Below are 23,958 nucleotides of genomic sequence, written 5' to 3'. Positions count from 1 at the left end.
TGATTCTGTCGCCACATTTCTATGTGAGGTAAATGATCGGGGCGGTAGACTACTCGTGATGCCTTAGATATTCATGCCTTGGCGGTGCATCTGGCTTATGAAAAAGGTGAACTTAAAGGCATGACCAAACCATTACAGGAAATGCTGCATCAGGTTTCATTGGTGGTTGCCAACCTTGTGGCCCTGTCCCAGCGAGTCACGCAGCTTGAGCACATGCAAATGATCAGTCTTGCACCGCATTTAAATGTCATCCGTCAGGATACTCTGGCTTTTTTAAAGCAGGAACGAACATTAACTGCTGTGGATTTGCAAGGTTTGCGGCCTTGCTTGATCGTCATCAACTGTATGTGGTGGGTTATTTTGAGGAAACCAAGCTCAATCGTATCCACGTGGGCGATCAAGCCACAGTACAGCTCATGGGAGATCGCCAGAAAATTCGTGGGCATGTGCAAGGCATTGCAATGGGAATTGAAGACCGTGAACGTTCAGGTAGCTCTAATTTATTGGCGAATGTGAATCCAACCTTTAGCTGGGTACGTTTGGCCCAGCGTGTGCCTGTTAAAATTATGCTGGATGAGCAACCACAGAATCCGTTGGCCTTTGTTTCAGGACGAACAGCAACGGTTAGAATTATTGAGAAATGATCAAGGCGTAATCCCAGCAGGATCACGATACCAGCTTTGAATTAGCAGCGCAGCGGCAAAACTATCTGCTGACAAACGTTTAGCCTGCCCCTTGTTCTGGTAAAACTCAAGTTCTTCCCTTGCTTCACGGGTGGTCAGGCGTTCATCTACCATCCATGTTTCAATATTGGTCTGATGGCGTAAACGCCGTGCAAACTTACGCGCACGTGCTGACAGTTCAGATTCACTATCATCCATATTCAATGGTAAGCCAACCAGAAACAGGTTGGGTTGCCATTCCCTGACCAGTTTTAACAACTGATTCCAGTCAGGAATACCATCTTTCATGGCAAATAATGGCAGGGGAGTGGCACTTTCAATAGTGGATTGACCAATTGCCATCCCCATTTTCTGGGTGCCAAAATCAAAAGCCATGATGGATTGGGACGCTTGCATATCAGGCATGACCAATTTCAGACGCAAACCAGGTACGGTCTACCCCAATTTTTTTATAGGCAGCATCCCAGCGATCGTTATAAGGCAGGTTGAAAATCAGGTCCATGTCAGATTCACAGATCAGCCAGTCACCCCGTGCAATTTCTTCCTCAAGCTGGTGTTTGCCCCAGCTCGCATAGCCTAATGCAACCTGGTAACGCCCAACACCCTCGTTATGCGCAATCGCATCCAGAATATCCTTGCTGGTGGTGATACAGACATTCTCGCCAACCGCAATCGACGAGTGCCAGGTTGGTTGGCCCGTATGCAGCACAAAACCAGCTTCAGGACGTAAAGGGCCGCCCTGCAAAACCGCATGTGGCTGTACGTTGTCTGCATCGATCTCCAAATCGTTGAGGAGTTCCCTGATCTGTAGGTTTGATGGGCGATTAATCACGATGCCCTGAGCACCATCCTCATCATGACGAGCAACATAAATGACTGTGTTTGCAAAGAAGTCATCTGCCATGTCTGGTGGAGCGATAAGACAACGGTGAGTTAAATATTGTTTCGTCACCTTGGCGGTTCTCCATCAAAACAAGTCCCACTTTAAAAAGGGGATTTAGGGGGATTAAATAATAGGTTGTTTTTATCAACATACAAGAGTTGATTGGATTTCGCCAATCATTTTCTGATATTTTGTTGCATAAACTAGGCTGACTGGAATTTGAGCTGACGCAACTGTCTGGCGTGCTGCAAGGTGGTTTCGCTAATTTCAACACCACCAGACATGCGGGCAAGCTCCAGAATACGCTGTTCTTCATCCAGTTCAATGATGGTGCTACTGGCGGGGTCGGTCTGTTGTTTCTTCACCAGCAAATGCTGGTCAGACTGTGCTGCAACCTGAGCCTGATGGGTGATACAAAGCAACTGTACATGCTGCGCCAAGTCAGCCAACAAACGCCCCACCACTTCAGCTGTGCCGCCACTGATCCCCACATCGATTTCGTCAAATACCAACACCTCAGATTCGGTTTTTTCAGCATTCATGACCTGCATCACCAGGGCGATACGTGACAGTTCACCGCCTGATGCAACACGGGCCAGCGGTTGCGGTGGAATACCCTTGTTGGCCGTGAATAAGAGTTGAATAAAACTTAGACCCTCGGCATTGGCTGCTTCCAGAGGTTCAAACTTAAACTCAAAATATGCTTCTGGTAATGCTAGTGGTTTGACTTGCTCAGTCAACTGTTTTGCCAATGGAATGGCAGCTTTACGACGGATTTCATCCAGATGCTGTGCCTGTTGCATAAACTCCTGATAGGAAACTTCAACCTGTTCCGCCAGAGTTTCAGGATCTTCCAGTTGATGCAGTTGCTCTAGCTCTTGTTGCCAGATTTCATATTCCTGTTTCAGCAGTTCAGGCTGGGTACGGTATTTACGTGCAAGGCGGTGAAAAACTTCCAGTGTTGCATTGAGCTGTTCCATGCGCTCAGGATCAAAGCTTTGACGGTCAATAAACTGACGTAGGCTGGAGGTGGCGTCATCAATCTCACTTTGTGCATTTAACAGTGAATTGTAGATACTGGAAAGCTGTTCACTGCGACCCGCATGCGACTCTAAACGACGAATAATGGAAGCGATTTCCTGCGTGATGTTTTGCTCAGCTTCATCCAGCACATTCAGGCTATAAGCACAGTCCTGCATAATGTGTTCATGGTGACTAAGACGGTCAAATTCCTGTTCAATCTCTCGATAATCGGTTTGAATCACATCTTCCAGTTCTTCTATTTGTGATTCCAGAGTTTGTATTCTTTGAATTCGGGTGGTCTGTGCATCTAAGGCGGCTTGATGTTGTCGGATATTTGTTTGCCATGTCGCATAGGCTTCACGTACTGCATCAGCAGGAGCGGCAAAGTTGCTATAACGGTCGAGCCAGTGTTTTGGATAGGGCGGTTCAAGTAACTGCTGCTGGCTATGCTGGCTATAGAGCTGGACCAACAAACGCCCAATTTCTTTCAGTTCAGCCAAGCTACCTGGACGACCATTAATCCACGCCTTGCTGCGTCCAGTGGCAAAAATCACACGTCTTAAATGAATCTCACCTGAATCATCATCCAGTTCATGCTCAGCCAGCCATTTAGCCTCTACACTATCGGGTTTATAGCTAAAGACAGCGGTCACATCGGCCTTATCCGCCCCATAGCGTACATAATTGGTGTCGGTACGTTCCCCCAGACATGCGGAGAGTGCATCTAACAATAATGATTTGCCGGCGCCAGTTTCACCAGTCAGCACATTGAAACCCTGTTCAATGTCCAGTGCCAGATGGTCGGCAAGTGCAAAATTAATTAAAGTTAAATGGGTGAGCATAAATGCATCCAATGCACAGAATATTTTGCTTAAAGATAAAGAAGTTTTATCCTAGCGACAAGAGTGAATTACGCTTGGCAATATTAAAAAAATAAAATCAACAGGGACTAAATATGGGAATAAAAATTGCTAGTTTTGCATAAGGAAATGGATTGATTAGTTGCGATGGCACAATTAAACTACGTCCAGCATAATCTAATATAAATGCGGCATTATTTGGAGAGTACGCATGAGTTCAGTGCAGTTTGATCATGTAACGGTCATCAAAAAATCGAATGTGTATTTTGGTGGGGCATGTATCAGTCATACAGTACAGTTTGAAGACGGTACAAAAAAGACTTTAGGTGTGATTCTACCCACTGAGCAGCCTTTAACCTTTGCGACCCATGTGCCAGAGCGTATGGAGATCATTTCGGGTGAATGTCGGGTTAAAATCGCCGACAGCACTGAAAGTGAATTGTTCCGTGCGGGGCAGTCTTTCTATGTGCCAGGCAATAGCAAGTTTGACATTGAGACGGATGAAGTCCTTGATTACGTTTGCCATTTAGAAGGCTAACCTATTCGCGTCTAAATCGGGTACACTAGATTTAATGGAAATCCTGTAAAAGTCATTTTGCAGGATTTTTATTTTTATGAAATCTCCTTTTATATTCCGCTTTCTTAAAGAGGTCGTTCATGGCAAAACCTGAATATTATTATGGCGTTCATTCAGTGGAGTCATTGCTGGAGCTGGAGCCTGAACGAGTTTTGACCTTATTCACCCTGAAAGGGCGTGATGATCAGCGTCTACAAAAGATTTTGCAGTTGGCTGAACCTTTTGGGATTAGTGTACAGAAAGCCAGCCGAGACAGTCTCGAAAAACTGGCAGGTCTGCCATTTCACCAAGGTGTAGTTGCTGCAGTTCGACCACATCCAACTTTAAATGAAAAAGATTTGGATCAGTTAATGCAGCAATCACCTGATGCTTTATTGTTGGCATTGGATCAAGTCACTGATCCGCATAATCTAGGGGCTTGTATTCGTACTGCTGCTGCAATGGGGGTGCAAGCCGTGATTGTACCGCGTGACCGTTCAGCAAGCTTAACCCCGACAGCACGTAAGGTTGCCGCAGGTGGGGCGGAAAAAGTTAAGTTTATTCAAGTGACTAACTTAGCTCGAACATTGGCGCATCTCAAAGAAACAACACATATGCGTGTTATTGGCACAATGCTAGATGAAAAAGCATTGCCAATTCAGCAATGTGATTTTAACGGTCCAGTGGTGATTGTGATGGGGGCGGAAGATACAGGATTAAGGCCTATAACCCAGTCGCAATGTGACCAAACCGTTTATATCCCGATGTCTGGTGATTTACAAAGTTTAAACGTCAGTGTGGCGACAGGGATGGCACTTTATGAGGCATGCCGACAGCGTAATGCTGTATAATTCACACAATTATCGTCAATGTAATTAAAAATGACCGCTCGCACGCAAGGCTATCTGTTCGTTTGTATCACCATGTGCATCTGGGGTGGTTTTACCATTCTCTCCCGTTTAAATCTGCACTGGCATGTCAGTGCCTGGGACTTGGTGGCAATGCGTTTTGCGATAGCCTTTCTTATTTTAATGCCTGTGCTGCTGTATAAAAAAGATTTGGCATTCTTGTGGCATCCCCGCCCAATTATTTTGGCTTTAACTGGCGGGCTGGCTTACTGTCTAACGGTTTATACTGCTTTTTTACAAGCACCAGCAGCCCATGCTGCAATCTTCTTAAATGGCTGTATTCCTTTATGTACGGCTGTTGCTGCTTATTTATTGTTTAAACAGCCTTTTGATAAACATACCTGGCTCAGTCTCATCATTATGTTGAGTGCTCTGGCATTGATGAGTTATCTGATGTTGCATGAGCAGGCCTCTGCCTTTGGTCTTGGCGATGTGCTTTACTTCCTAAGCGCTGTTTGGTGGGGCATCTTCACTGTACTGTTAAAACAGTGGAAGCTATCGGCCTGGCATTCGATGGCAAGTGTGGCCATTTGGTCAGCACTGATTTATTTACCGATCTATATCCTATTTATTCCTAAACATTTTCAGGAAGCAGAGCCTGTCCATTTGCTGGTACAGGGTGTATTTCATGGTGTTTTGGTGGTGATTATTGCAACCCTGACCTATGTTGCCGCAATTGAACGTTTGGGTGCATTTAAAACGGGAAGCATTGTGACCTTGGCGCCATTTATTGCTGCTGTCATTGCTGTACCTCTGTTAAATGAACCTTTGAGTCCAGCGATTATGTGTGGATTAGTGGGTATGGGTATTGGCGCTTTACAACCATGGCGCTGGTTCCGTAAAGATGCATTAACGGCCCAGTTGTCTCAACAGAAACAGGATTAGCCGATCTGCTCAGCCCGCTGTAAATAATTAAGGTGTAATGGTTTGAGCTGCTTGTGCAGATGTTCAAGTAGTCCATCGTTCAGCACAATATCATTGGCGAGCTGTTGTTTTTGAGTACGGGGCATTTGGGCTGCAATAATCTTTCGTATTTGCTCTTCAGTTTGCCCATCACGCTGGCTGGCACGTTGTAACTGGGTTTGTTCATCTGCATCAATCAACAGAGTGTGTTGAACCAGTTCATGCTGGTTAGTTTCAAAGAGCAGGGGGGAAACTAGAATCACGTAGGGGCTTTCTGCTTGGTATAGCTGCTGGATGATGGATTGGCGAATAGCAGGGTGGGTGATTTGTTCTAAACTGTGACGAGCCTCTGGGAACTGAAAAATATGTTCACGTAATGCGCGGCGGTCTAGATGACCATCTTCCAGTAACACCCAGTCGCCAAATAGCTGTTGAATTTTCTGTAACGTTGGCTGGCCTGGTTCAACAATTTCCCTCGCAACAACATCAGCATCAATGACGCGAATACCTTGGGATTCAAACCATTGCGTGGCGGCTGACTTACCACTGCCAATCCCGCCTGTAATGCCCAAGATAAAGCGCATATTAACCACCTAAATAGACTTTCATAATTTGATCACCCCATAAAAATGCGATCCAGCCTGCAATGGCGATATAGGGACCAAAGGCAAAGGGCTGATTTTCACCACGTATTTTCATGAGAATAATACCAATAATGGCACCCACGACTGAGGAAAGCAGCACAACAAGCGGAAGCATCATAGGCCCCATCCAGGCACCCAGGGCAGCAAGCAACTTAAAGTCACCATATCCCATACCTTCTTTACCAGTCACCAATTTAAAAAGATAGTAAACCACCCATAGACAGAGGAAACCAATCAAATAACCCCAAATCGCTGACGTGGCAGTTGTATAAATTGCAAAACTGTTAATTCCCAAACCTAGTGCTGCCAAAGGAAGCGTAAAACGGTCTGGTAACAATTGCGTATCGAAATCAATAAAAGTGAGTGTGATCAATACCCATGTGAGGACTAAGCCAAAGAGCATTTGAATGGTTGCACCAAATACTGCTACAACGATTAATGAACAAACCATGGTGAGAAGTTCAATTAATGGATAGCGAATACTAATTGGATTCTGGCAAGAACCACATTTGCCACGAAGAATGATCCAACTGATGATAGGTATATTCTGATACCAGCGAATAGGGGATTTACATTGAGGACAGGTTGAGGCAGGTTGGCTTAATGTTAACTTACTTTGATCAATAAGTGGTTGCTCTGGATGAAGCAGCATTTGGCATTCCTGATGCCATTCTTGCTCCATCATTTTTGGCGTACGAAAAATGACAACGTTGAGAAAACTACCAATACATAGACTCAAAAGCCCAACTGCTAGGTACAGTGCAGTTGGGTTCTCGATAAAATAAGAGAGTGATTGTTGCATTAGACCACAGAACCCATTTGGAAGATTGGCAGATACATGGCAATGACAAGACCACCAACAAGTACGCCTAAAATAGCCATAATCAATGGTTCCATCATTGAGGTTAAGCCATCGACCGCATTATCCACTTCATTTTCATAGTGGGTCGCCACTTTGTCTAGCATACTATCCAAGGCACCTGATTCTTCACCAATTGCAACCATTTGAATCGCCATGGATGGAAAACGGTTAGAAACGCGCATCGCAAAGTGCAACTGTTGGCCTGTGGCGACATCTTCACGGATTTTCATCACTGCTTCTTCGTAAATCACATTATTTGTTGCACCTGCTGTAGATTCAAGAGCATCAATCAGTGGTACACCTGCTGCAAAGGTGGTGGCTAGGGTACGACTATAGCGGGCAATAATGGCTTTATATACTAAATCACCAAAAATTGGTGCCTTGAGTGCCATTTTATCTAAAAGATCACGAAACTTCTTGCTACGTTTCTTTGCCTCAAGAAAAGCGGTAATAATTGCGCCAATCACGATGATAAGAATAAACCAGTATTCCTGCATCCACTTGGACATATTGACGACCATTTTAGTAAAAGCGGGCAGGTCTGCACCAAAGGAACTAAACAGATCCTGGAAAACAGGAACCACTTTGACCATCAGAATAATGGTTACGACCACTGCAACCACAATGACTGTGGCTGGATATTTCATGGCCTTTTTAATTTTTTGTTTGAGTAATTCACTTTTTTCCTTATAAATCGCTACACGATCCAGCATGGTTTCAAGGGCACCTGATTGTTCACCAGATTCAACTAAGGAACAAAAAAGGTTGTCAAAATACTGAGGATATTTTTTCAGGGCGCCTGCAAAAGTATTCCCCCCTTCTACTTCACCCTTAATCCCCAACACCACTTCGCGCATGGCAGGATTTTCCAGGCCTTCGGCAACGATTTCAAAACCTTGCACTAATGGCACACCAGCTTTCATCATAGTCGCTAATTGGCGGGTAAAGATGGTGATATCTAGTGTGGTGACTTTCTTTTTCATTAATCCTTCGAGAATGTTTTTACGTTTTTCCCGAATATTCTTGATGGTCACACCTTGTTTACGTAAGGTGACTTTTGCTAAAGCCATATTACGTGCTGGTAATTCCCCTTTAATTTTTGCCCCTTTACGATCGACCCCTTCATAGGCAAAAGTAGGCATCATTTGCGCTTTTTTCGCTGCCATGATTCTTAATCCTTTTTATTGATTTTATTCACTGGTGACTCGGTTGACTTCCTGTAGGGAAGTAATCCCCTGTATCACTTTTTTCAAACCCGAACGTCGTAAATTGTTGAATCCCGCTTTTTCCGAGGCTGCTGCAATTTCCAGGGCATTACCATCTTCCATAATAATTCTGGATATTTCTGGCGTCACTTTCATGACTTCATAAATACCGACACGGCCCTTGTAGCCTTCCCTGCATTCACTACAGCCTACAGGTTGAAATATCTTAAATTCTGGGTCCGTGAGATCCTGTTCAGTAAAACCGAGTTCTAGCAGACTCTGTTTTGGAATTTCAACAACTTCCTTACATTGAGCACATAATCGACGTGCTAAGCGTTGTGCAATCACTAGGTTGACTGAAGTGGCGATATTAAAGGAGGGTACCCCCATGTTGCGTAATCGAGTTAAAGTTTCTGGCGCACTGTTGGTGTGTAGCGTTGACATCACCATGTGGCCTGTCTGAGCGGCTTTAATGGCGATTTCGGCTGTTTCTAAATCACGAATCTCACCGACCATAATTACATCAGGGTCTTGACGTAAGAAAGCCTTTAATGCAGCAGAGAAAGTCAATCCTGTCTTTGGATTCACGTTGACCTGATTAATGCCTTCCAAGTTAATTTCCACAGGGTCTTCTGCTGTTGAAATATTGGTATCTTCAGTGTTTAGAATATTTAGACCAGTATATAGCGATACAGTTTTACCAGAACCTGTTGGACCTGTAATCAGTAGCATTCCTTGAGGCTTTTCAAGTGCTTCCATGAATAATGCTTTCTGGTTATCTTCATAGCCTAATGCTTCAATGCCGAGCATAGCACTTGATGGATCCAAAATACGAAGTACTAATTTTTCACCAAACAGGGTGGGTAAAGAGTTGACACGGAAATCAATCGCTTTGGTTTTTGACAATTTAAGTTTAATACGACCATCTTGAGGCATTCGTTTTTCAGAAATATCCATTTGGGACATCACTTTTAAACGAGAGGCAAGTCGATTCGCCATTTGTAAAGGTGGGGTAGCAATCTGGCGTAATACACCATCCACGCGGTATCGTACTCGATACATTTTTTCATACGGTTCAAAATGTAAGTCTGATGCACCCATCCGAATCGCATCAATCAATAATTTATTGATATATTTTACAATCGGAGACTCCTCTCCTTGGGCAGGTTCATCATCATCTTTAGGTGTGTCTGTCACGACATCCACATCTAGGTCAAAATCTTCACTATCACCGAAATCAAAGCTACCACTGTCACCAAACTGTTGTTCAATCAGTTTCTCAAGCTTGTTATGTTCAACAATAATCGGTTCAATATTAAGCTTGGTGTTAAAGCGAATGGCATCTAATGAATCAATATTGGTTGGATTGCTCGTAGCAACATACAAAATTTGTCCACGTTGTATTAACGGAACAACACGATGTTTTTGTATCAGCTTGTTGTCTGTTAAATCTTTGGGTAATAAGGCTGTATCATATACAGCAAGGTCAAAAAGAGGCTCATCGAATTCATGGGAAATACTTTCTGCAACTGTGAGTGGTGAGAGGCGTTGATGCTCAATCAGGTGAGCCACAATATCCTGTTGGGCCTTTTTTGCCGCATCAATGGCATTCTGCATGTTTGATGCAGACAAATGCCCCTCTTCGACTAAACGCCGAATGAACCCTGAAAATTTTGGAGACGTATGTAAACCTGACATCTGTCCGCCTTGTGACAATAAATGTTTATAATAGCTATCTTACAAAATTATACTTTTGTTGGGTAAAAATACTACTGGAGAAAGTGTCGTTTTTGACTTGATTCGTATCTAAAACGTTGAACTGATCGAATTTTTTACAAATTAATTTTCTAAAACCAAGACAATTAGCTAAAAATGAAAATAATAAAATCCGTCAGGAAATGACCTACTTTCAAATAAATAGAATGCTATTCCCTTGTAACATTAATTTTTACAAACAACTGTACAGTGGTTATCAGGTTAAACCAGATAAAAAAACTGAATTTTATAAAAATCCGTGTAAAATATGCAGCATTTTTTAGAAATTAGCAGTAGACCAAAGTATGTCGACTCCGACCATTACCCCTTGGGTTGTTGGCAATTGGAAAATGAATCCAATGCATGCTGACGCTCTTCAATTAATAGAAGAATTTAAACGGCTATTACAACAGGACAATATTTTGCCTGAGCAATGCCATATTGGTATGGCACCGATTGCAATTGCGCTTACAAGTATTCAGGCACAGCTCAAGGATGCGGTTCGGACAATTTACACGGTGGCTCAGGATGTATCGCGTGTAGCGGGAACGGGTGCGTATACAGGTGAAGTGAGTGCAGAATTGCTCAAGGATAGCCAAATTGATTTTGTTTTGGTTGGCCATTCCGAGCGTCGTGAATTATTTGGTGATGGTGTCGAAACGCTTCAGTCAAAATTGTATAATGCGTTGAATGCTGGTCTCAATGTGATTTACTGTGTGGGTGAAAGCCTTGAGCAGCGTGAGCAGGGACTGGCTGAGCAAGTGGTATTGCAACAAATCTGTGATATCGCCTCAGTGGTGAAGCCTGAACAGTGGCAAAATATTGTGGTTGCTTATGAGCCGATCTGGGCGATTGGTACGGGAAAAACTGCGTCACCAGCAGATGCCCAAACCATGCATGCAAAAATCCGTGAGGGGCTAAAGCAAATTACACCTGTAGGTGCGCAAATGGCGATCTTATATGGTGGCAGTGTTAAGCCTGAAAATGCGGCTGAATTGGCGGCATGTCCAGATATTAATGGCGCTTTAGTGGGTGGGGCATCACTCAACGCGCAATCTTTTTACCAAATTGCAAAAGCATTTGCACAAAATAAGTAACGGGGAATAGAAATGTATAGTTTTATACTCGTTGTACATATCATTTTAGCAATCTTGATTATTGCATTGGTTTTGGTACAACAAGGTAAGGGTGCGGAAGCAGGCGCGTCATTCGGTGGCGGTGGTGCGGCAACAGTATTTGGTGCATCTGGGGCGGGAAATTTCCTGACCCGTTTAACTACTATCTTTACCGCATTGTTTTTCGTCACCAGTTTAACCCTGGCGGTTTTTGCGAAAAAACAGACCATAGATGCCTATAGTTTAAAAACTGTGCAAAGTTCAACGTCTGTTCCTACAACATCGCCTGAAACTTCATCAAATGCACCGAAAACGACAGAATAAGTCGAATTAATCCTTTCCTTTTGGGATTTAAAGGAATAGAATGCGTCCCAGAAAGCTGCGGTGGTGGTGGAATTGGTAGACACGCTACCTTGAGGTGGTAGTGCTTTCGGGCGTGGGGGTTCAAGTCCCCCCTTCCGCACCAAGCTTAATAACCAGTAAGTTTGGTGTTGCAGTGATTGTTGATGCGGGATGGAGCAGTCTGGTAGCTCGTCGGGCTCATAACCCGAAGGTCGTTGGTTCAAATCCAGCTCCCGCTACCATTTGATTAAGGTGCAACTTAATCAGGCAAATGTAAAAAACTTCAATTGACTTTTTTTTATATTTGTATATACTTTTTGCACGTTGATGCGGGATGGAGCAGTCTGGTAGCTCGTCGGGCTCATAACCCGAAGGTCGTTGGTTCAAATCCAGCTCCCGCTACCAAGTTTCTTAAAGGAGGCTCACAGTAAGGTGGGCCTTTTTGCACAGTGGGCAATGCTTTTCTGTGTAAAATAGGGGCGATTTACGCCCTTTTTTATTGGTTGTTTGGCTGTCGTGTAGTGTCGATATGAGTCGTATGGCGTGATCAAGAACATCATGCTTCACTATACGGGATTGATTGGCTCGCATGAGAGCAACGAGAGTAAATGAAATTATCAAATAAATCTCAAGCATTATATGATCTTATCGCACCAGCTGTGGCTGCCTGTGGTGTAGATTTATGGGGGATTGAGTTCCTACCACAAGGTAAACGTTCTTTATTACGCATTTTTATTGATAAACCGATTGATGAGAGTGCTGAACCTGTCCTGAATGAAGAGGGTGAGGTTGAACAAGGGCGTGGCATTGGTGTTGAAGACTGTGTTCGCGTGACGCAACAGGTTGGTGCAATGCTTGATGTTCATGATCCAATTTCAGGTGAGTATGCCCTGGAAGTATCCTCACCAGGTTGGGACCGTCCATTCTTTCAGTTGTCACAAATGTCTGGGTATATTGGGCACCAGGTCGCTTTACGACTCATTGCTGCCGTTGAGAACCGTCGTAAATTTCAGGCAAAACTGCTTTCCGTTGATCTGGAAAATGAAATGATCCAGGTTGAAGTGGATGCTAGGCATATGATTGAAATCGATAGTAATAATATTGATAAAGCAAACTTAATCTATCAAGACTAATATTAACTTAATTGTATAAGAAATCGGTAGGTGACTTATGGGCCGTGAAATTCTTACCGTTGTAGAAACGGTTAGTAATGAAAAAGGTGTTAGTCGTGAAGCAATCTTCCAAGCCCTAGAGCAAGCGCTGGTTGCGGCAACGAAGAAAAAGTTTTACGACGGCACACACTCGGAAGAAGCTCAGCTTCGAGTTGAGATTGATCGTAAAACAGGCGATTACCGCACGTTCCGTCAATGGACTGTCGTTGCGGATGAAGATCATGAAATGCCTGCATGTCAGGATGCCATCTCTGATGTAGACCCATCGAAGTGGTCAATTGGCGATGTGCGTGAGCTGGAAGTTGAATCGATTGAATTCGGTCGTATTGCAGCGCAAATTGCCAAGCAGGTAATTGTGCAAAAGATTCGTGAGGCAGAGCGTGCATTGGTTGCAGATGCTTATGAGTCGAAAGTGGGCGAGCTGATTTATGGTGAAGTGAAAAAGCAAACCAAAGATGGCTTTATCATTGACCTTGGTGACAATGCTGAAGCGTATTTGGCACGTGAAGAAACCATTCATAAAGAGATTTTACGTCCTAAGCAACGTATTAATGCCATTTTGTATAGCGTCAACCGTGAAGGTCGTGGTGCGCAATTATTATTGTCACGTGCACGTCCTGAAATGCTGATTGCCCTGATGAAGAAAGAAATTCCAGAAATTTCTGAAGAAATCATTGAAATTAAGGCGGCAGCGCGTCAGCCAGGTGTTCGTGCTAAAATTGCAGTGAAAACCAATGACCATCGTATTGACCCTGTGGGTGCTTGTATTGGGATGCGTGGTACACGTATCCAGGCGGTACAGCAGGAGTTGAATGGTGAGCGTATTGATGTTGTGGTGTGGTCTGATGACCCAGCGCAATATATCGCAAGCGCATTGGAACCAGCTGATGTATCTGGAATCGTCCTTGATGAAGATGCACACAGTGCGGATATCATTTTCGCCACCAATGACCAGTTGGCGCGTGCCATTGGTTCGCAGGGGCAAAATGTTCGTTTGGCATCGGAATTAACGGGTTATAAACTCGACATGATGCTGGAAGAAGAGTATCGTGCTCGTCAGCAAAATGAGGCACAGCAATATCTGGATATGTTTATGTCCCGTCTCGATATTGAAGAAGATTTGGCTATGGCTTTGGTCGAAATGGGCTTCACTGCTCTGGAAGAAATTGCCTATGTGCCAGCTGAGACATTTGATGAAATCGAGCTTGAGGCTGATTTGGTCGAATTGCTGCAAAGCCGTGCAAAAGAGGCTGCTTTAACCGATGCGTTAAAACAGCAGGAAAATATTCAAGAGCCAAGTGTGGAACTTCTCGGTATGGATGGTATGACCACCGAGATTGCCTATGCATTGGCGGCGCGTGGTGTGGTTACGATTGATGACTTGGCGGACCAAGCGACTGATGATATTTCAGATATCGAAGGCTTGGGCCATGACAAAGCAGGTCAATTAATCATGAAAGCACGTGAATCATGGTTTAACTAGGAGATAATAGATGACGGACAAGTCGATTCAAGAGTTAGCGCTCAGCGTAGAACGTCCTGTAGAGAAACTCCTGGAACAGGTTCGCGATGCAGGTCTACCACAGCGTAAAGCAGATGACATTATTACCACTGAACAGCAGGATACTTTGGTTAATCACCTGAAAAAAGTACATGGTCAGGGCGGTGGTAACACAGGAAAAATTGCGTTGAAACGTACAACTACCCACACAGCCAAAGTCACCAGCACTTCGGGTAAAGCAAAAAGTATCAATGTTGAGGTGCGTAAAAAGCAGGTTTTTGCCAAGCCAAATCCAGAGCAGATCGCTGCGGAAGCCAAAGCTCGTGCCGAAGCTGAGGCGAAAGCCCGTGCTGAGCAGAAAGTGCGTGAAGAAGCGGATAGCAAAGCCCGTATTCATGGTGAACAAAAAACCAATGCGACTTTGGAAGCCATGCGTGCAGCGCATACTTCTGAAAGTGCTTCACAAGCTCCTTCAAAAACCGCAGTTGTGGTGAAAAAACGCGGTAGTGACAAGGTGATTAAAGCACCTGTTGTTAAGCCAACAGAAACACCTGAACAGAAAAAAGCCCGTGAAGCAGAAGCAGCCAAGTTAAAGGCGACTGAAGAAGCTGTACGTCGTAAAGCTGCAGAAGAGGCGCAGAAGCGTACGCTGGAGCAAATGCGCCAGATGGCTTCGAAATATTCAAATGATGATGCAACCACAACCATTCGTGTGATTGATGATTCGCCTTTAGCCGCTGGACTTGTTGGTCAGGCGTATGAAGATTCTTTCAATAAGGAAGACCGTGAAATCAAGCGTGGCGGTGCAACTGCAAATCCACGTGCAAGCAAGAAAGGTGGCCGTGGTGGCGATGCCCAGGCGGAGCAGAGCTTTAGCAAGAGCCATCATAAGCGTGGCTTGAAAACCAGCCAGTCAAACAAACATGGTTTTGAAAAGCCTGTTAAGAAACAGATTTATGATGTTGAGATTGGTGAGAAGATTATCGTTGCCGATCTTGCACAAAAAATGGCGGTTAAGGTTCGTGAAGTCATCAAGACCCTGATGAAGATGGGTGAGCTTGTGACTCAGAACCAGGCCATTGAACAGGATACAGCAGTTCTTGTGGTTGAGGAACTAGGGCATAACCCTGTTCTTGTTTCTGATACGCAGGCAGAAGATAACTTGCTGGTTGCGGCTGAAGAGGCGCGTGGTGAGCAAACTACTCGTCCACCAGTGGTAACGATCATGGGTCACGTTGACCATGGTAAAACATCGTTACTGGACCGTATCCGTCGCTCTAAGGTGGCAGCGGGTGAAGCGGGTGGTATTACCCAGCATATCGGTGCATATCACGTTGAAACTGAGAAAGGCATTATTACTTTCCTCGACACACCAGGACACGCGGCGTTTACGTCAATGCGTGCACGTGGTGCAAAAGCGACTGATATCGTGGTTCTCGTGGTTGCGGCTGATGATGGTGTAATGCCACAAACTGCTGAAGCAATTGACCATGCGCGTGCTGCTGGAACCCCGATTATTGTTGCCATCAACAAGATGGATAAAGAATCGGCGGATCCAGATCGTGTATTAAATGAATTGACCACTAAAGGGATCGTGCCTGAAGAGTGGGGCGGTGATGTTCCGATTGCCAAAGTTTCGGCGCACTCTGGTGCGGGAATTGATGAACTACTTGACTTGATCTTGATTCAGTCTGAACTGATGGAGCTTAAAGCTTCAGCAGAAGGTGCGGCGCAAGGTGTGGTGATTGAAGCGCGTGTTGACAAAGGTCGCGGTGCAGTAACGTCAATTCTGGTACAAAATGGTACCTTGAATATTGGTGATCTCGTTCTTGCTGGTTCATCTTACGGTCGTGTACGTGCGATGGTGGATGAAAATGGTAAGCGTATTACATCAGCGGGCCCTTCGATTCCAGTTGAAATCTTAGGTTTACCTGATGCACCAATGGCAGGCGATGAAGTACTTGTCGTGAATGACGAGAAGAAAGCGCGTGAAGTTGCTGATGCTCGTTCAGACCGTGAACGTCATAAGCGTTTAGAGCGTGCAAGTGCAATGCGTCTTGAAAACATCATGGCGTCTATGGGTAAAAAAGATGTTCCTTATGTGAATGTTGTACTCAAAACTGATGTGCGCGGTACTTTAGAAGCATTACATGTTGCACTTGATGAACTTTCTACTGATGAAGTGAAAGTACGTGTTATTGGTTCTGGCGTTGGTGCGATCACTGAGTCAGATGTAACGCTAGCTGAATCATCAGAAGCAGTGTTGTTAGGTTTCAACGTGCGTGCAGACAATACGGCCCGTCAAAAATCTGATCAGGATGGCATTGATATCCGTTATTACAGCGTGATCTATCATTTAATTGATGATGTAAAAGCTGCAATGAGTGGTAAGCTTGCACCTGAACACCGTGAAACAATTCTGGGTGTTGCAGAAGTACGTGAAGTGTTCCATTCAAGTAAGTTTGGTGCGGCAGCAGGCTGTATGGTACTTGAAGGTACATTGCATCGTAATAAACCGATTCGCGTATTACGTGATGACGTGGTTGTATTCCAAGGTGAACTTGAATCTCTTCGTCGTTATAAAGAAGTGGTTGAAGAAGTTCGTGCTGGTATGGAATGTGGCCTTGCAGTCAAAGGATATAAAGACATCAAAGTTAAAGACAAGATCGAAGTCTATGATGTTCAATTGATTAAACGGAGTCTTTAATGGCGGGTAGCCAACGCTTAAAGCGCATGGCGGATTCAGTACAACGTGAGTTGTCTGAGCTGATCCGTCAAGAGCTTAAAGATCCTCGCTTAGGTGGTCTGGTGACCATCTCTGCGGTGAAAGTCAGTGCAGACATGGGTTATGCTGAAGTTTATGTCACTGTGATGGGGCGTGAACTTGGTGATGAGCAAAGTGAAGTCGCAAATAAAGAAACTTTAGATGTATTGAATAAGGCTTCTGGTTTTTTGCGTCATGAGTTGAGCCGTCGTATCAAGACACGTATTACGCCAAGATTGCGTTTCCATTACGATAAAACCAATGCTTATGGCAACTATATGTTTGGTCTGATCGCGGAAGCTGTGAAAGATCTGCCTCAACAAGGGCAAGACGATAAAGAATAAGTTCTAAAAGAAAGCCACCTTCGGGTGGCTTTCTTTATAGATGAAGAATGTTATTAAAAAAGACCAACTATAGTTGGTCTTTCTTTTCTGTATTACGATGGTAACGTTGCCATGGTAGCGGACGATTTAAAGCCTCTGGTACATCACCACTGGTTGAACGCAAACGTAAATGAATTGCAGCTTGTGCCATTAAATTTGCAGATACTGGAGCAGTAATAAAGGCAAATAAAGTAATCAATAATTCAGTAAAACCGAAACGACCTTGAGTCGCTCCAAATATCATAGCTGCAATTAAAAAACTTCCTAAGCCTAGCGTACTTGATTTAGTCGGTGCATGCAGACGCATAAATAAGTCGGGTAAGCGAATCATTCCGATGGAACCTACGAGCATGAAAAATGCACCAAAGATCAAAAAGAACGAAATGATAATCTCAAAAATTATTTGCATAACCACTCTCCTTAATCAATCACATGTCCAGTGGTGAAGTAACGGGCAAGTGCGGCTGTGGATACAAAGCCAAGCATTGCAACCAATAGGGCGCCCTCAAACATATTGTTGCTGACCCAGTAAATACCCAGCACCACAACCAAACAGGTGGCATTGAGGAACAGTGTATCCAATGCGAGCAGACGGTCAATCACAGACGGGCCAATAATCAGGCGGATGAGGCAAAGGAACATGGAGAGGGTAATGGCAATTAGACCAATACCCAGCGCATACGGTAAAATCGTCATTTACTTGCTCCCTTGTTCAGCTTTACATCAAAGATTTCAATCAAAGGCATTTCATAGCGCTTTTTAATATCCTGAATATCCAGCTCGGTATCATCTGTGCTGAGTGCGTGAACGAGGATATCCCCCCGTTCCTGATCAATCCCTGCTGAAACAGTTCCAGGAGTAGTGGTAATGATCATCGCCAGCAAGGTGTTGATCTGTTCATGTTCCGTTTCCAGTGGCACGCGATACCATTTCGGGTGCAGATGATCCAGTGGACCCAGCACCAGTTTGGCAATACGAAAATTTGAAACGATGATATCCCACAGCACCACAAACACCAATCTGATCGCAGGCAGCCAGTGAATGTGGGGGGTTCTGGCAATAAAGGGACGTACCAGACGGGGAATGACAATAGCCAGTAATAGCGCCATTAAAATGTCAGTCGGGTCCACACTGTGCGATAGCATCAGCCAACTCAAAAACACCAGAAATGACACAAAGGGGTGGGGGAACCAACGGTCGAGCAAGCTTATTTTTTGCATGTCAGTGTTCCTCCATTGGCTTTAACTGGGTTGAATTTGGAACTGTCGGCATATCCAGTGTTTGTTGAGCAATCTGGCGCTGCTTGTATTCCGAGATATGCTCACCCTGTAGGGTTGCTTTGGAAATAACATCGGGAATCAGCACGGCATTGTGGTCTTCAACTTCGCCGCCATATTTAGTTTCAGGCAGGTAGGTTGGATCATAAGGTTGTACGCTAATCACGCGACCCTGTGCATCCGTTTTTAAGATAGCCTGATTATAGAGCGCATGGTTCTGGATTTGCTGTGCAGTCAATACGGTATAGGTCTGGATTGGTGATGCAAACACGACATAAGCCATCAGCCCTGCCAAAATGATATAAATGGCTGTGTCATTACGGTTGGGTGCATAGGCTGGCAATCCCTGATAAGTTTGATAGGCTGCTTCATTCGGGTCAATTTCAGGTGGACTGGCACGCCAGAACAGAATGAAACCCACACGGGTCAATCCAAGAATACTTAGTAGGCTAACGATCAGGATAATGGCGATAATCCAGCCCTGATACGCCGTTTCAGCGGTGGCCTGTAAAATAAAGACCTTACCGAGAAAGCCACTAAATGGTGGTAAACCTGCGATCATCATTGCTATCAGGAAATAGGTCAGTGCCGCTGCCTTTTCATTCTTGATTTTGGGTGCAACTTTCAGATGATCCTTGAACATGCCGCGTTGGGCGGTAATCCAGCCACAGAACAGATAGAATGCAGCGGCAATCAGGGTACTATGCACCAGATAATACAGACCCGCTGACCATGCCTGTGTGTTGAACATGGCAATAGCGATCAGCAATGTACCCACAGATGACAGCACCATGAAGCCAACAAAACGACGTAGCCGTTCCGCACCAATTGCACCAATCACCCCATAAATCGAAGTGATCAGGCCAATCAACAATAGTGTGTTTTTAAAAATGCTTTGTGCCATGGCATCGTCAAACACTGTGCCATTAACACGTAAAATCGCATAAATCCCAACCTTGGTCATAATGGTAAATATGGCGGCAACAGGTGTGCTGGCAACCGCATAGGTCTTTGGCAGCCAGAATCCGACAGGCAGCATTGCGGCCTTGATGCCAAACACTACAAACAGCAGTAGGCCACCTGCAATTGCCAGCTTGTGCTGGTCATCGTCCAGTGTAGGCAGGATACGACCCACATCTACCATATTTAGGCTGCCAACACTGCCATAAATCATGCCCAGACCAATCAGGAACAGGGCGGATGCCAGTAGGTTGATGGTGACGTAATGGATACCCAACTGGAATCTTGGACGACCCTGACCATGTAGTAACAGTACATAGGAGGCCATTAACAGGATTTCAAAGAATACAAACAGGTTAAACAGGTCACCTGTCAGGAATGCGCCACAGACTCCCATGAGCAGGAAGTGGAACATGGTATGGAAATAGCGTCCGCGGGTGTCCCAGTTGTCGCTGGCATACCAGATTACGGGAATGGCCAGTGCATAGGTCAGCACCAGCATAAATGCCGATAAGCGATCCAGTACCAGTACAATACCAAACGGGGCAGACCATTCGCTGAGCTGGTAAACACTAATCTGTCCTGTACTGGCAATCATCAGGTAACTGATGGCGGTCAGCAGACCGAGAATTGCTGAAGTCAGGCTGATGCTACGCCGCCAGGGTTGTCGCCAGTCCTGTTTTAATGAACCTGCCCCAGGGTTACCCAGTAGCAATAGCATAAAGCTGGTCAATGCTGGAATCAGGATACTGATGATTGGAGTGTGAGTCTGCCAGAAAGTATTCAAATCAAACATTATGGCTCATCCTCACGTGGGTCATAGGTCAGGGTCGGCTCTTCCTTGGAGTCGACATGGTCATTTCCCGATTCATAACGGCTGCGCAGTGCCAGTTGCACAACAAACGCCGTGGTGGCAAACCCAATCACGATTGCAGTCAAAACCAGTGCCTGTGGCAATGGGTCGGTGACCTTGGTGGTTTCCGTCAAAATGGCGGGAGCATTGACCTGTAAACGTCCCATCGCAAATAGGAACAGGTTCACGGCATAGCCGATCATGGCAAGGCCAAGCACCACGGGAAAGGTTCTGGCACGCAGGATGAGGTAAATCCCTGTGGCGGTGAGTAGACCAATTGCCGAAGCCAATAAAAATTCAAGGCTGATCATTTATTTGTCTCCATTGGGAATAGGGCCAGACATGCTGGAGTGACGTGAGTCTCCCAGTACCGAGATCAATAACATGGTCGCCCCGACGACCGTGATATATACGCCTGTATCAAATCCGACTGCTGAGGCAAGATGCATTTTGCCCAGTAAGGGGGGTTCCACATAAATGTGCGCGCTGGTCAGGAATGGACGTGACCAGAACCATGCCGCAATACCTGTCAATCCTGCAATGGTCAATCCTGAACCAATCCAGATTTCATAGAGACGACCAGACCGAGCTCCAATCATACGTTCAGCCTGTTCCTGACCCAACACAATATATTGAATGATCAGTGCCATCGCGGTAATCAGTCCCGCGATAAAACCACCACCTGGATAGTTGTGTCCACGCATGAAAATATAGGTGCTGACCACCAGTGCAAGCGGCAGTATCCATGATGCCGTAATACGTAACATTAAGGGTGAGGGATTAAAGCGATAGGTGAGTCCCTGGGTCATGGTGGTGCCATGCGCACGCATACCATCCATCAAACAGAGTGCACCAATGGCAGCAATGCCCAAAACGATAATTTCACCGAAAGTATCGAAACCACGGAAATCGACAAGGATGACGTTGACCACATTCGAGCCGCCACCCAGAGGAATCGACTGTTGCATAAAGAACCATGAAATTGAATTGTGGTCACGGGTTAAAATCAGCCAGCTAATCCAGCCAATTCCCAAACCACCTGCAATGGCCAGACTGGCATCGCGCCAGCGCCGTGAACGACTGGATTCATAAGGAGTGAGCTGTGGCAGCAAGGATAGACTCATCAGCAGCAACACAGTGGTCACGATATCAACCGTAATTTGGGTCAGGGCAAGGTCTGGCGCTGACAGGGTAATGAATACCATGGTGACCACCAGACCCACTGCCCCACTAATCAGCACGGCCTTGATGCGCTCATGGTGGAACCAGAGCATCATCCAGCAACCAGAGAACAGAGTGAGCCACAGTACAATTGCTACCCACGGTGCATGGGTCAGTTCGCGTGTACCTGTGGTTAAGCCTTGGTTGAACAGTGGCAAGCCAACCATGACAATGCTAAACAGCACAATCCAGAGCAGGTAGCTTTGCAAGGAGCCATTTTCAGTCGCCTGCTTAATCTTACGGCTGTTGAGCAACAAATGTTTTAGAAATAAATCAAATAAAATTCGGCCCTGAAAGCGTCCAAACGAGGGATCAAGGTCGATTTTACGCAGTCGCCCCTGTTTGGCTAGGGCAAAATAGAACAGCGTTCCACCAACCAGTGCAATCAGGCTCATGACTAAAGGAGCATTAAAACCATGCCAGATGGCGAGGTGGACCCCCTCAAAATTTGGCTGCATCAGGCTGGCACGGGTGACACTGTTGACCATTGCACCCGCAAGCAGGGCAGGGAAAATACCCACCAGAATACATAAAGTCGCAAGGATAATTGCAGGCAGTCGCATACCAAGTGCTGGTTCATGGGCATTCTTGTTTGGAACGTTTTTACCTACCACACCATCAAAAAACACGCCATGTACCAAACGAATCGAATAGCTGACCGCAAATATTCCCGCCAGGGTTGCCACAATGGCCGAGATCACCATCACTGGGCCAGAGAGGTTTGCCAATAACTCAGTAAAGAACATCTCTTTGGAAATAAAGCCATTGGTCAATGGCACGCCCGCCATGGAGGCGGCGGTGATCATGGTCAAGGTTCCCGTAAATGGAAGCAGTGCCCAAATCCCACTAAGCTTGCGTAAATCCCGTGTACCTGTTTCGTGGTCGATAATCCCTGCAATCATAAAGAGTGCCGCCTTAAAGGTGGCATGGTTGATAATGTGGAAAATGGCCGCCGCAACCGCAAGCGGGGAGCCCATCCCAAGCAGGCACACAATCAGGCCCAAATGGCTGATGGTGGAGTATGCCAATAAGCCTTTTAAATCTTCTTTAAAAATGGCAAAACCTGCTGCCATACACAGCGTAAACAGACCGACAAAGGTGACAATGTTGTGGTACATCGCGGCACCAATAAAAATTGGGGCTAAACGTGCCAGCAGGAAAATCCCCGCTTTTACCATCGTTGCAGAGTGCAGATAGGCTGAAACTGGGGTGGGTGCAGCCATTGCATTGGGTAGCCAAAAGTGGAATGGAAACTGTGCACTTTTGGTAAATGCACCCAGTAAAATCAGTAATAGGGTCGGTACAAACAGGTGATGCTGTTGAATGGTATCTTTCATCAGCACCAGTTGATCAATTTCATAGGTTCCCGTGATCTGCCCAAGCAGTACAAAGCCCCCCAGCATGGCAAGGCCGCCCATACCTGTAAGGGTTAGGGCCATGCGCGCACCACGCTGTGCGGCATCGTACTGGCTCCAATAACCAACCAGCAGGAAAGAGGAGATACTGGTCAGCTCCCAAAACACCAATAGGATGATCAGGTTGTTCGAAAGCGAGATGCCCAGCATGGCTGCCATAAACAGCATCAGCAACAAATACAGTTTACTCAGTGAGTTTTTGGGACTGAGGTAGAAATAGGCATAAATATAAATGAGCGTACCGATACCGCTAATCAGCAGGCCAAACAATAAACCGAGCGCATCCAGACGAAAACTCAGGTTGATGCCCAGTTGTGGCAGCCAATCCCAGCTTTGCAGCAGAGTATTGCCCTGAAGAACCGTTTCTGCCTGGGTCAGAAGTAAAATAAAACAACTCAGGCTGATGCCAATCGCCCCAAGTGCCGTCACGCCCCGTGAAATACGTTGCAGTTGTGAGACAAGGGTGGTGCCGAGTATGAGCGGTAATAAGATAATAATCGGTAGCACACTGGTATCCATATTGATGATTTAGGTCGGGAGACCTAAGGATGAACTTTCTTTCAGGATTCACAGGCACTCAAGGAGAATACCAAAACTTCAAATCCAGAAACCCAATCAAGTGAACAGGGACAATCACAAGTTGTATTGCACAACTTGAAAATAAAAAATGAGA

Annotated in this window: 22 protein-coding genes, 3 tRNA genes and 2 pseudogenes; 14 read left to right on the top strand and 13 right to left on the bottom strand. The window is 45.4% G+C overall.

Annotated features, from left to right (window positions below; genetic code table 11):
* Positions 1-51: 51 nt before the first annotated feature.
* Positions 52-208: pseudogene (locus F988_RS15655) on the top strand (hypothetical protein); the annotation flags it as partial.
* A gap of 109 nt (positions 209-317) precedes the next feature.
* A pseudogene (locus F988_RS01485) lies at positions 318-644 on the top strand (HlyD family secretion protein); the annotation flags it as partial.
* Here F988_RS01485 and ruvX read toward each other — a convergent pair.
* The 3 genes from ruvX to recN all read right to left on the bottom strand — a co-directional run bounded on the left by ruvX (position 645) and on the right by recN (position 3,431).
* On the bottom strand, positions 645-1,088 hold the full coding sequence (gene ruvX / locus F988_RS01480) for a Holliday junction resolvase RuvX (protein WP_004674392.1): 444 nt from the start codon (positions 1,086-1,088) through the stop codon (positions 645-647).
* Positions 1,081-1,635, bottom strand: a complete 555-nt coding sequence (locus tag F988_RS01475; RefSeq protein ID WP_004680710.1) for a YqgE/AlgH family protein — start codon at positions 1,633-1,635, stop codon at positions 1,081-1,083. The genes ruvX and F988_RS01475 overlap by 8 nt, the downstream gene beginning before the upstream one ends.
* A gap of 134 nt (positions 1,636-1,769) precedes the next feature.
* Positions 1,770-3,431, bottom strand: a complete 1,662-nt coding sequence (recN, locus tag F988_RS01470; protein ID WP_004680709.1) for a DNA repair protein RecN — start codon at positions 3,429-3,431, stop codon at positions 1,770-1,772.
* 229 nt (positions 3,432-3,660) lie between these two features.
* Between recN and ppnP the strand changes: the two genes are divergently transcribed.
* The 3 genes from ppnP to F988_RS01455 all read left to right on the top strand — a co-directional run bounded on the left by ppnP (position 3,661) and on the right by F988_RS01455 (position 5,798).
* Positions 3,661-3,987, top strand: a complete 327-nt coding sequence (gene ppnP / locus F988_RS01465) for a pyrimidine/purine nucleoside phosphorylase (RefSeq protein ID WP_004680708.1) — start codon at positions 3,661-3,663, stop codon at positions 3,985-3,987.
* Positions 3,988-4,106: 119 nt separating this feature from the next.
* Positions 4,107-4,856: a 23S rRNA (guanosine(2251)-2'-O)-methyltransferase RlmB gene (rlmB, locus tag F988_RS01460; RefSeq protein ID WP_004674395.1), complete on the top strand. Its 750-nt coding sequence runs from the start codon at positions 4,107-4,109 to the stop codon at positions 4,854-4,856.
* 30 nt (positions 4,857-4,886) lie between these two features.
* The gene (locus F988_RS01455) at positions 4,887-5,798 is read left to right on the top strand and encodes a DMT family transporter (RefSeq protein ID WP_004680707.1); all 912 of its coding nucleotides are present in this window, start codon (positions 4,887-4,889) and stop codon (positions 5,796-5,798) included.
* Here the strand turns inward: F988_RS01455 and coaE are convergent.
* From coaE to pilB, 4 genes are read right to left on the bottom strand one after another with little or no spacing between them, the layout of a single operon-like run.
* The gene (gene coaE, locus F988_RS01450; protein ID WP_004680706.1) at positions 5,795-6,400 is read right to left on the bottom strand and encodes a dephospho-CoA kinase; all 606 of its coding nucleotides are present in this window, start codon (positions 6,398-6,400) and stop codon (positions 5,795-5,797) included. The genes F988_RS01455 and coaE overlap by 4 nt on opposite strands.
* Before the next feature lies 1 nt (position 6,401).
* Positions 6,402-7,262: a prepilin peptidase gene (locus F988_RS15535; RefSeq protein WP_004680705.1), complete on the bottom strand. Its 861-nt coding sequence runs from the start codon at positions 7,260-7,262 to the stop codon at positions 6,402-6,404.
* Positions 7,262-8,488: a type II secretion system F family protein gene (locus F988_RS01440; protein ID WP_004680704.1), complete on the bottom strand. Its 1,227-nt coding sequence runs from the start codon at positions 8,486-8,488 to the stop codon at positions 7,262-7,264. Before F988_RS01440 ends, F988_RS15535 begins: the two co-directional genes overlap by 1 nt.
* A 24-nt stretch (positions 8,489-8,512) precedes the next feature.
* Positions 8,513-10,225: a type IV-A pilus assembly ATPase PilB gene (gene pilB / locus F988_RS01435; protein ID WP_004680703.1), complete on the bottom strand. Its 1,713-nt coding sequence runs from the start codon at positions 10,223-10,225 to the stop codon at positions 8,513-8,515.
* A gap of 362 nt (positions 10,226-10,587) precedes the next feature.
* On the opposite strand from pilB, the gene tpiA reads away from it, so the two are divergent.
* The 9 genes from tpiA (at position 10,588) to F988_RS01390 (ending at position 17,520) form a co-directional block, all read left to right on the top strand.
* Positions 10,588-11,379: a triose-phosphate isomerase gene (tpiA, locus tag F988_RS01430; protein ID WP_004680702.1), complete on the top strand. Its 792-nt coding sequence runs from the start codon at positions 10,588-10,590 to the stop codon at positions 11,377-11,379.
* A 12-nt stretch (positions 11,380-11,391) separates the two neighbouring features.
* Positions 11,392-11,721 (top strand): preprotein translocase subunit SecG, encoded by a 330-nt coding sequence (secG, locus tag F988_RS01425; protein WP_004680701.1) that lies wholly within the window; start codon positions 11,392-11,394, stop codon positions 11,719-11,721.
* Between the two features lie 57 nt (positions 11,722-11,778).
* Positions 11,779-11,863 (top strand) — tRNA-Leu (locus tag F988_RS01420).
* A 41-nt stretch (positions 11,864-11,904) separates the two neighbouring features.
* A tRNA-Met gene (locus F988_RS01415) sits at positions 11,905-11,981 on the top strand.
* A gap of 86 nt (positions 11,982-12,067) precedes the next feature.
* Positions 12,068-12,144 (top strand) — tRNA-Met (locus tag F988_RS01410).
* Positions 12,145-12,347: 203 nt separating this feature from the next.
* Positions 12,348-12,872 carry a ribosome maturation factor RimP gene (rimP, locus tag F988_RS01405; protein WP_004680700.1) on the top strand — a complete coding sequence of 175 codons (525 nt, stop codon included), beginning with the start codon at positions 12,348-12,350 and terminating at the stop codon, positions 12,870-12,872.
* A 37-nt stretch (positions 12,873-12,909) separates the two neighbouring features.
* Positions 12,910-14,394: a transcription termination factor NusA gene (nusA, locus tag F988_RS01400; RefSeq protein ID WP_004680699.1), complete on the top strand. Its 1,485-nt coding sequence runs from the start codon at positions 12,910-12,912 to the stop codon at positions 14,392-14,394.
* 10 nt (positions 14,395-14,404) lie between these two features.
* Positions 14,405-17,119, top strand: a complete 2,715-nt coding sequence (infB, locus tag F988_RS01395; protein WP_004680698.1) for a translation initiation factor IF-2 — start codon at positions 14,405-14,407, stop codon at positions 17,117-17,119.
* The gene (locus F988_RS01390; RefSeq protein ID WP_004680697.1) at positions 17,119-17,520 is read left to right on the top strand and encodes a ribosome-binding factor A; all 402 of its coding nucleotides are present in this window, start codon (positions 17,119-17,121) and stop codon (positions 17,518-17,520) included. Before infB ends, F988_RS01390 begins: the two co-directional genes overlap by 1 nt.
* A 67-nt stretch (positions 17,521-17,587) precedes the next feature.
* Here F988_RS01390 and F988_RS01385 read toward each other — a convergent pair whose 3' ends face one another.
* From F988_RS01385 to F988_RS01360, 6 genes are read right to left on the bottom strand one after another with little or no spacing between them, the layout of a single operon-like run.
* On the bottom strand, positions 17,588-17,968 hold the full coding sequence (locus F988_RS01385; protein WP_004680696.1) for a Na+/H+ antiporter subunit G: 381 nt from the start codon (positions 17,966-17,968) through the stop codon (positions 17,588-17,590).
* 11 nt (positions 17,969-17,979) lie between these two features.
* The gene (locus F988_RS01380; protein WP_004680695.1) at positions 17,980-18,255 is read right to left on the bottom strand and encodes a monovalent cation/H+ antiporter subunit F; all 276 of its coding nucleotides are present in this window, start codon (positions 18,253-18,255) and stop codon (positions 17,980-17,982) included.
* Positions 18,252-18,779: a Na+/H+ antiporter subunit E gene (locus F988_RS01375; protein ID WP_004680693.1), complete on the bottom strand. Its 528-nt coding sequence runs from the start codon at positions 18,777-18,779 to the stop codon at positions 18,252-18,254. Before F988_RS01375 ends, F988_RS01380 begins: the two co-directional genes overlap by 4 nt.
* A gap of 1 nt (position 18,780) precedes the next feature.
* Positions 18,781-20,592, bottom strand: a complete 1,812-nt coding sequence (locus tag F988_RS01370) for a monovalent cation/H+ antiporter subunit D (RefSeq protein WP_004680692.1) — start codon at positions 20,590-20,592, stop codon at positions 18,781-18,783.
* Positions 20,592-20,960: a Na+/H+ antiporter subunit C gene (locus F988_RS01365; protein ID WP_004674421.1), complete on the bottom strand. Its 369-nt coding sequence runs from the start codon at positions 20,958-20,960 to the stop codon at positions 20,592-20,594. Before F988_RS01365 ends, F988_RS01370 begins: the two co-directional genes overlap by 1 nt.
* Positions 20,961-23,804, bottom strand: coding sequence for a monovalent cation/H+ antiporter subunit A (locus F988_RS01360; RefSeq protein ID WP_004680691.1), 2,844 nt, complete (start codon positions 23,802-23,804; stop codon positions 20,961-20,963).
* Positions 23,805-23,958: the final 154 nt, after the last annotated feature.

This window comes from Acinetobacter parvus DSM 16617 = CIP 108168 (genome assembly GCF_000368025.1).
GTDB lineage: Bacteria > Pseudomonadota > Gammaproteobacteria > Pseudomonadales > Moraxellaceae > Acinetobacter > Acinetobacter parvus.
Note: the sequence above shows the minus strand (reverse complement) of the source record. Positions and strands in the feature narration are given on the sequence as shown.

Excerpts from the sequence above, each read along its gene's own strand:
- coaE (WP_004680706.1), bottom strand. The coding sequence starts at position 6,400 with ATGCGCTTTATCTTGGGCATTACAGGCGGGATTGGCAGTGGTAAGTCA.
- F988_RS01375 (WP_004680693.1), bottom strand. The coding sequence starts at position 18,779 with ATGCAAAAAATAAGCTTGCTCGACCGTTGGTTCCCCCACCCCTTTGTG.
- recN (WP_004680709.1), bottom strand. The coding sequence starts at position 3,431 with ATGCTCACCCATTTAACTTTAATTAATTTTGCACTTGCCGACCATCTG.
- pilB (WP_004680703.1), bottom strand. The coding sequence starts at position 10,225 with ATGTCAGGTTTACATACGTCTCCAAAATTTTCAGGGTTCATTCGGCGT.
- F988_RS01360 (WP_004680691.1), bottom strand. The coding sequence starts at position 23,804 with ATGGATACCAGTGTGCTACCGATTATTATCTTATTACCGCTCATACTC.
- infB (WP_004680698.1), top strand. The coding sequence starts at position 14,405 with ATGACGGACAAGTCGATTCAAGAGTTAGCGCTCAGCGTAGAACGTCCT.
- secG (WP_004680701.1), top strand. The coding sequence starts at position 11,392 with ATGTATAGTTTTATACTCGTTGTACATATCATTTTAGCAATCTTGATT.
- F988_RS01455 (WP_004680707.1), top strand. The coding sequence starts at position 4,887 with ATGACCGCTCGCACGCAAGGCTATCTGTTCGTTTGTATCACCATGTGC.
- ruvX (WP_004674392.1), bottom strand. The coding sequence starts at position 1,088 with ATGCCTGATATGCAAGCGTCCCAATCCATCATGGCTTTTGATTTTGGC.
- ppnP (WP_004680708.1), top strand. The coding sequence starts at position 3,661 with ATGAGTTCAGTGCAGTTTGATCATGTAACGGTCATCAAAAAATCGAAT.
- rlmB (WP_004674395.1), top strand. The coding sequence starts at position 4,107 with ATGGCAAAACCTGAATATTATTATGGCGTTCATTCAGTGGAGTCATTG.
- F988_RS01370 (WP_004680692.1), bottom strand. The coding sequence starts at position 20,592 with ATGTTTGATTTGAATACTTTCTGGCAGACTCACACTCCAATCATCAGT.
- F988_RS01440 (WP_004680704.1), bottom strand. The coding sequence starts at position 8,488 with ATGGCAGCGAAAAAAGCGCAAATGATGCCTACTTTTGCCTATGAAGGG.
- rimP (WP_004680700.1), top strand. The coding sequence starts at position 12,348 with ATGAAATTATCAAATAAATCTCAAGCATTATATGATCTTATCGCACCA.
- F988_RS01390 (WP_004680697.1), top strand. The coding sequence starts at position 17,119 with ATGGCGGGTAGCCAACGCTTAAAGCGCATGGCGGATTCAGTACAACGT.
- F988_RS01380 (WP_004680695.1), bottom strand. The coding sequence starts at position 18,255 with ATGACGATTTTACCGTATGCGCTGGGTATTGGTCTAATTGCCATTACC.
- F988_RS01385 (WP_004680696.1), bottom strand. The coding sequence starts at position 17,968 with ATGCAAATAATTTTTGAGATTATCATTTCGTTCTTTTTGATCTTTGGT.
- F988_RS01365 (WP_004674421.1), bottom strand. The coding sequence starts at position 20,960 with ATGATCAGCCTTGAATTTTTATTGGCTTCGGCAATTGGTCTACTCACC.
- tpiA (WP_004680702.1), top strand. The coding sequence starts at position 10,588 with ATGTCGACTCCGACCATTACCCCTTGGGTTGTTGGCAATTGGAAAATG.
- nusA (WP_004680699.1), top strand. The coding sequence starts at position 12,910 with ATGGGCCGTGAAATTCTTACCGTTGTAGAAACGGTTAGTAATGAAAAA.
- F988_RS15535 (WP_004680705.1), bottom strand. The coding sequence starts at position 7,262 with ATGCAACAATCACTCTCTTATTTTATCGAGAACCCAACTGCACTGTAC.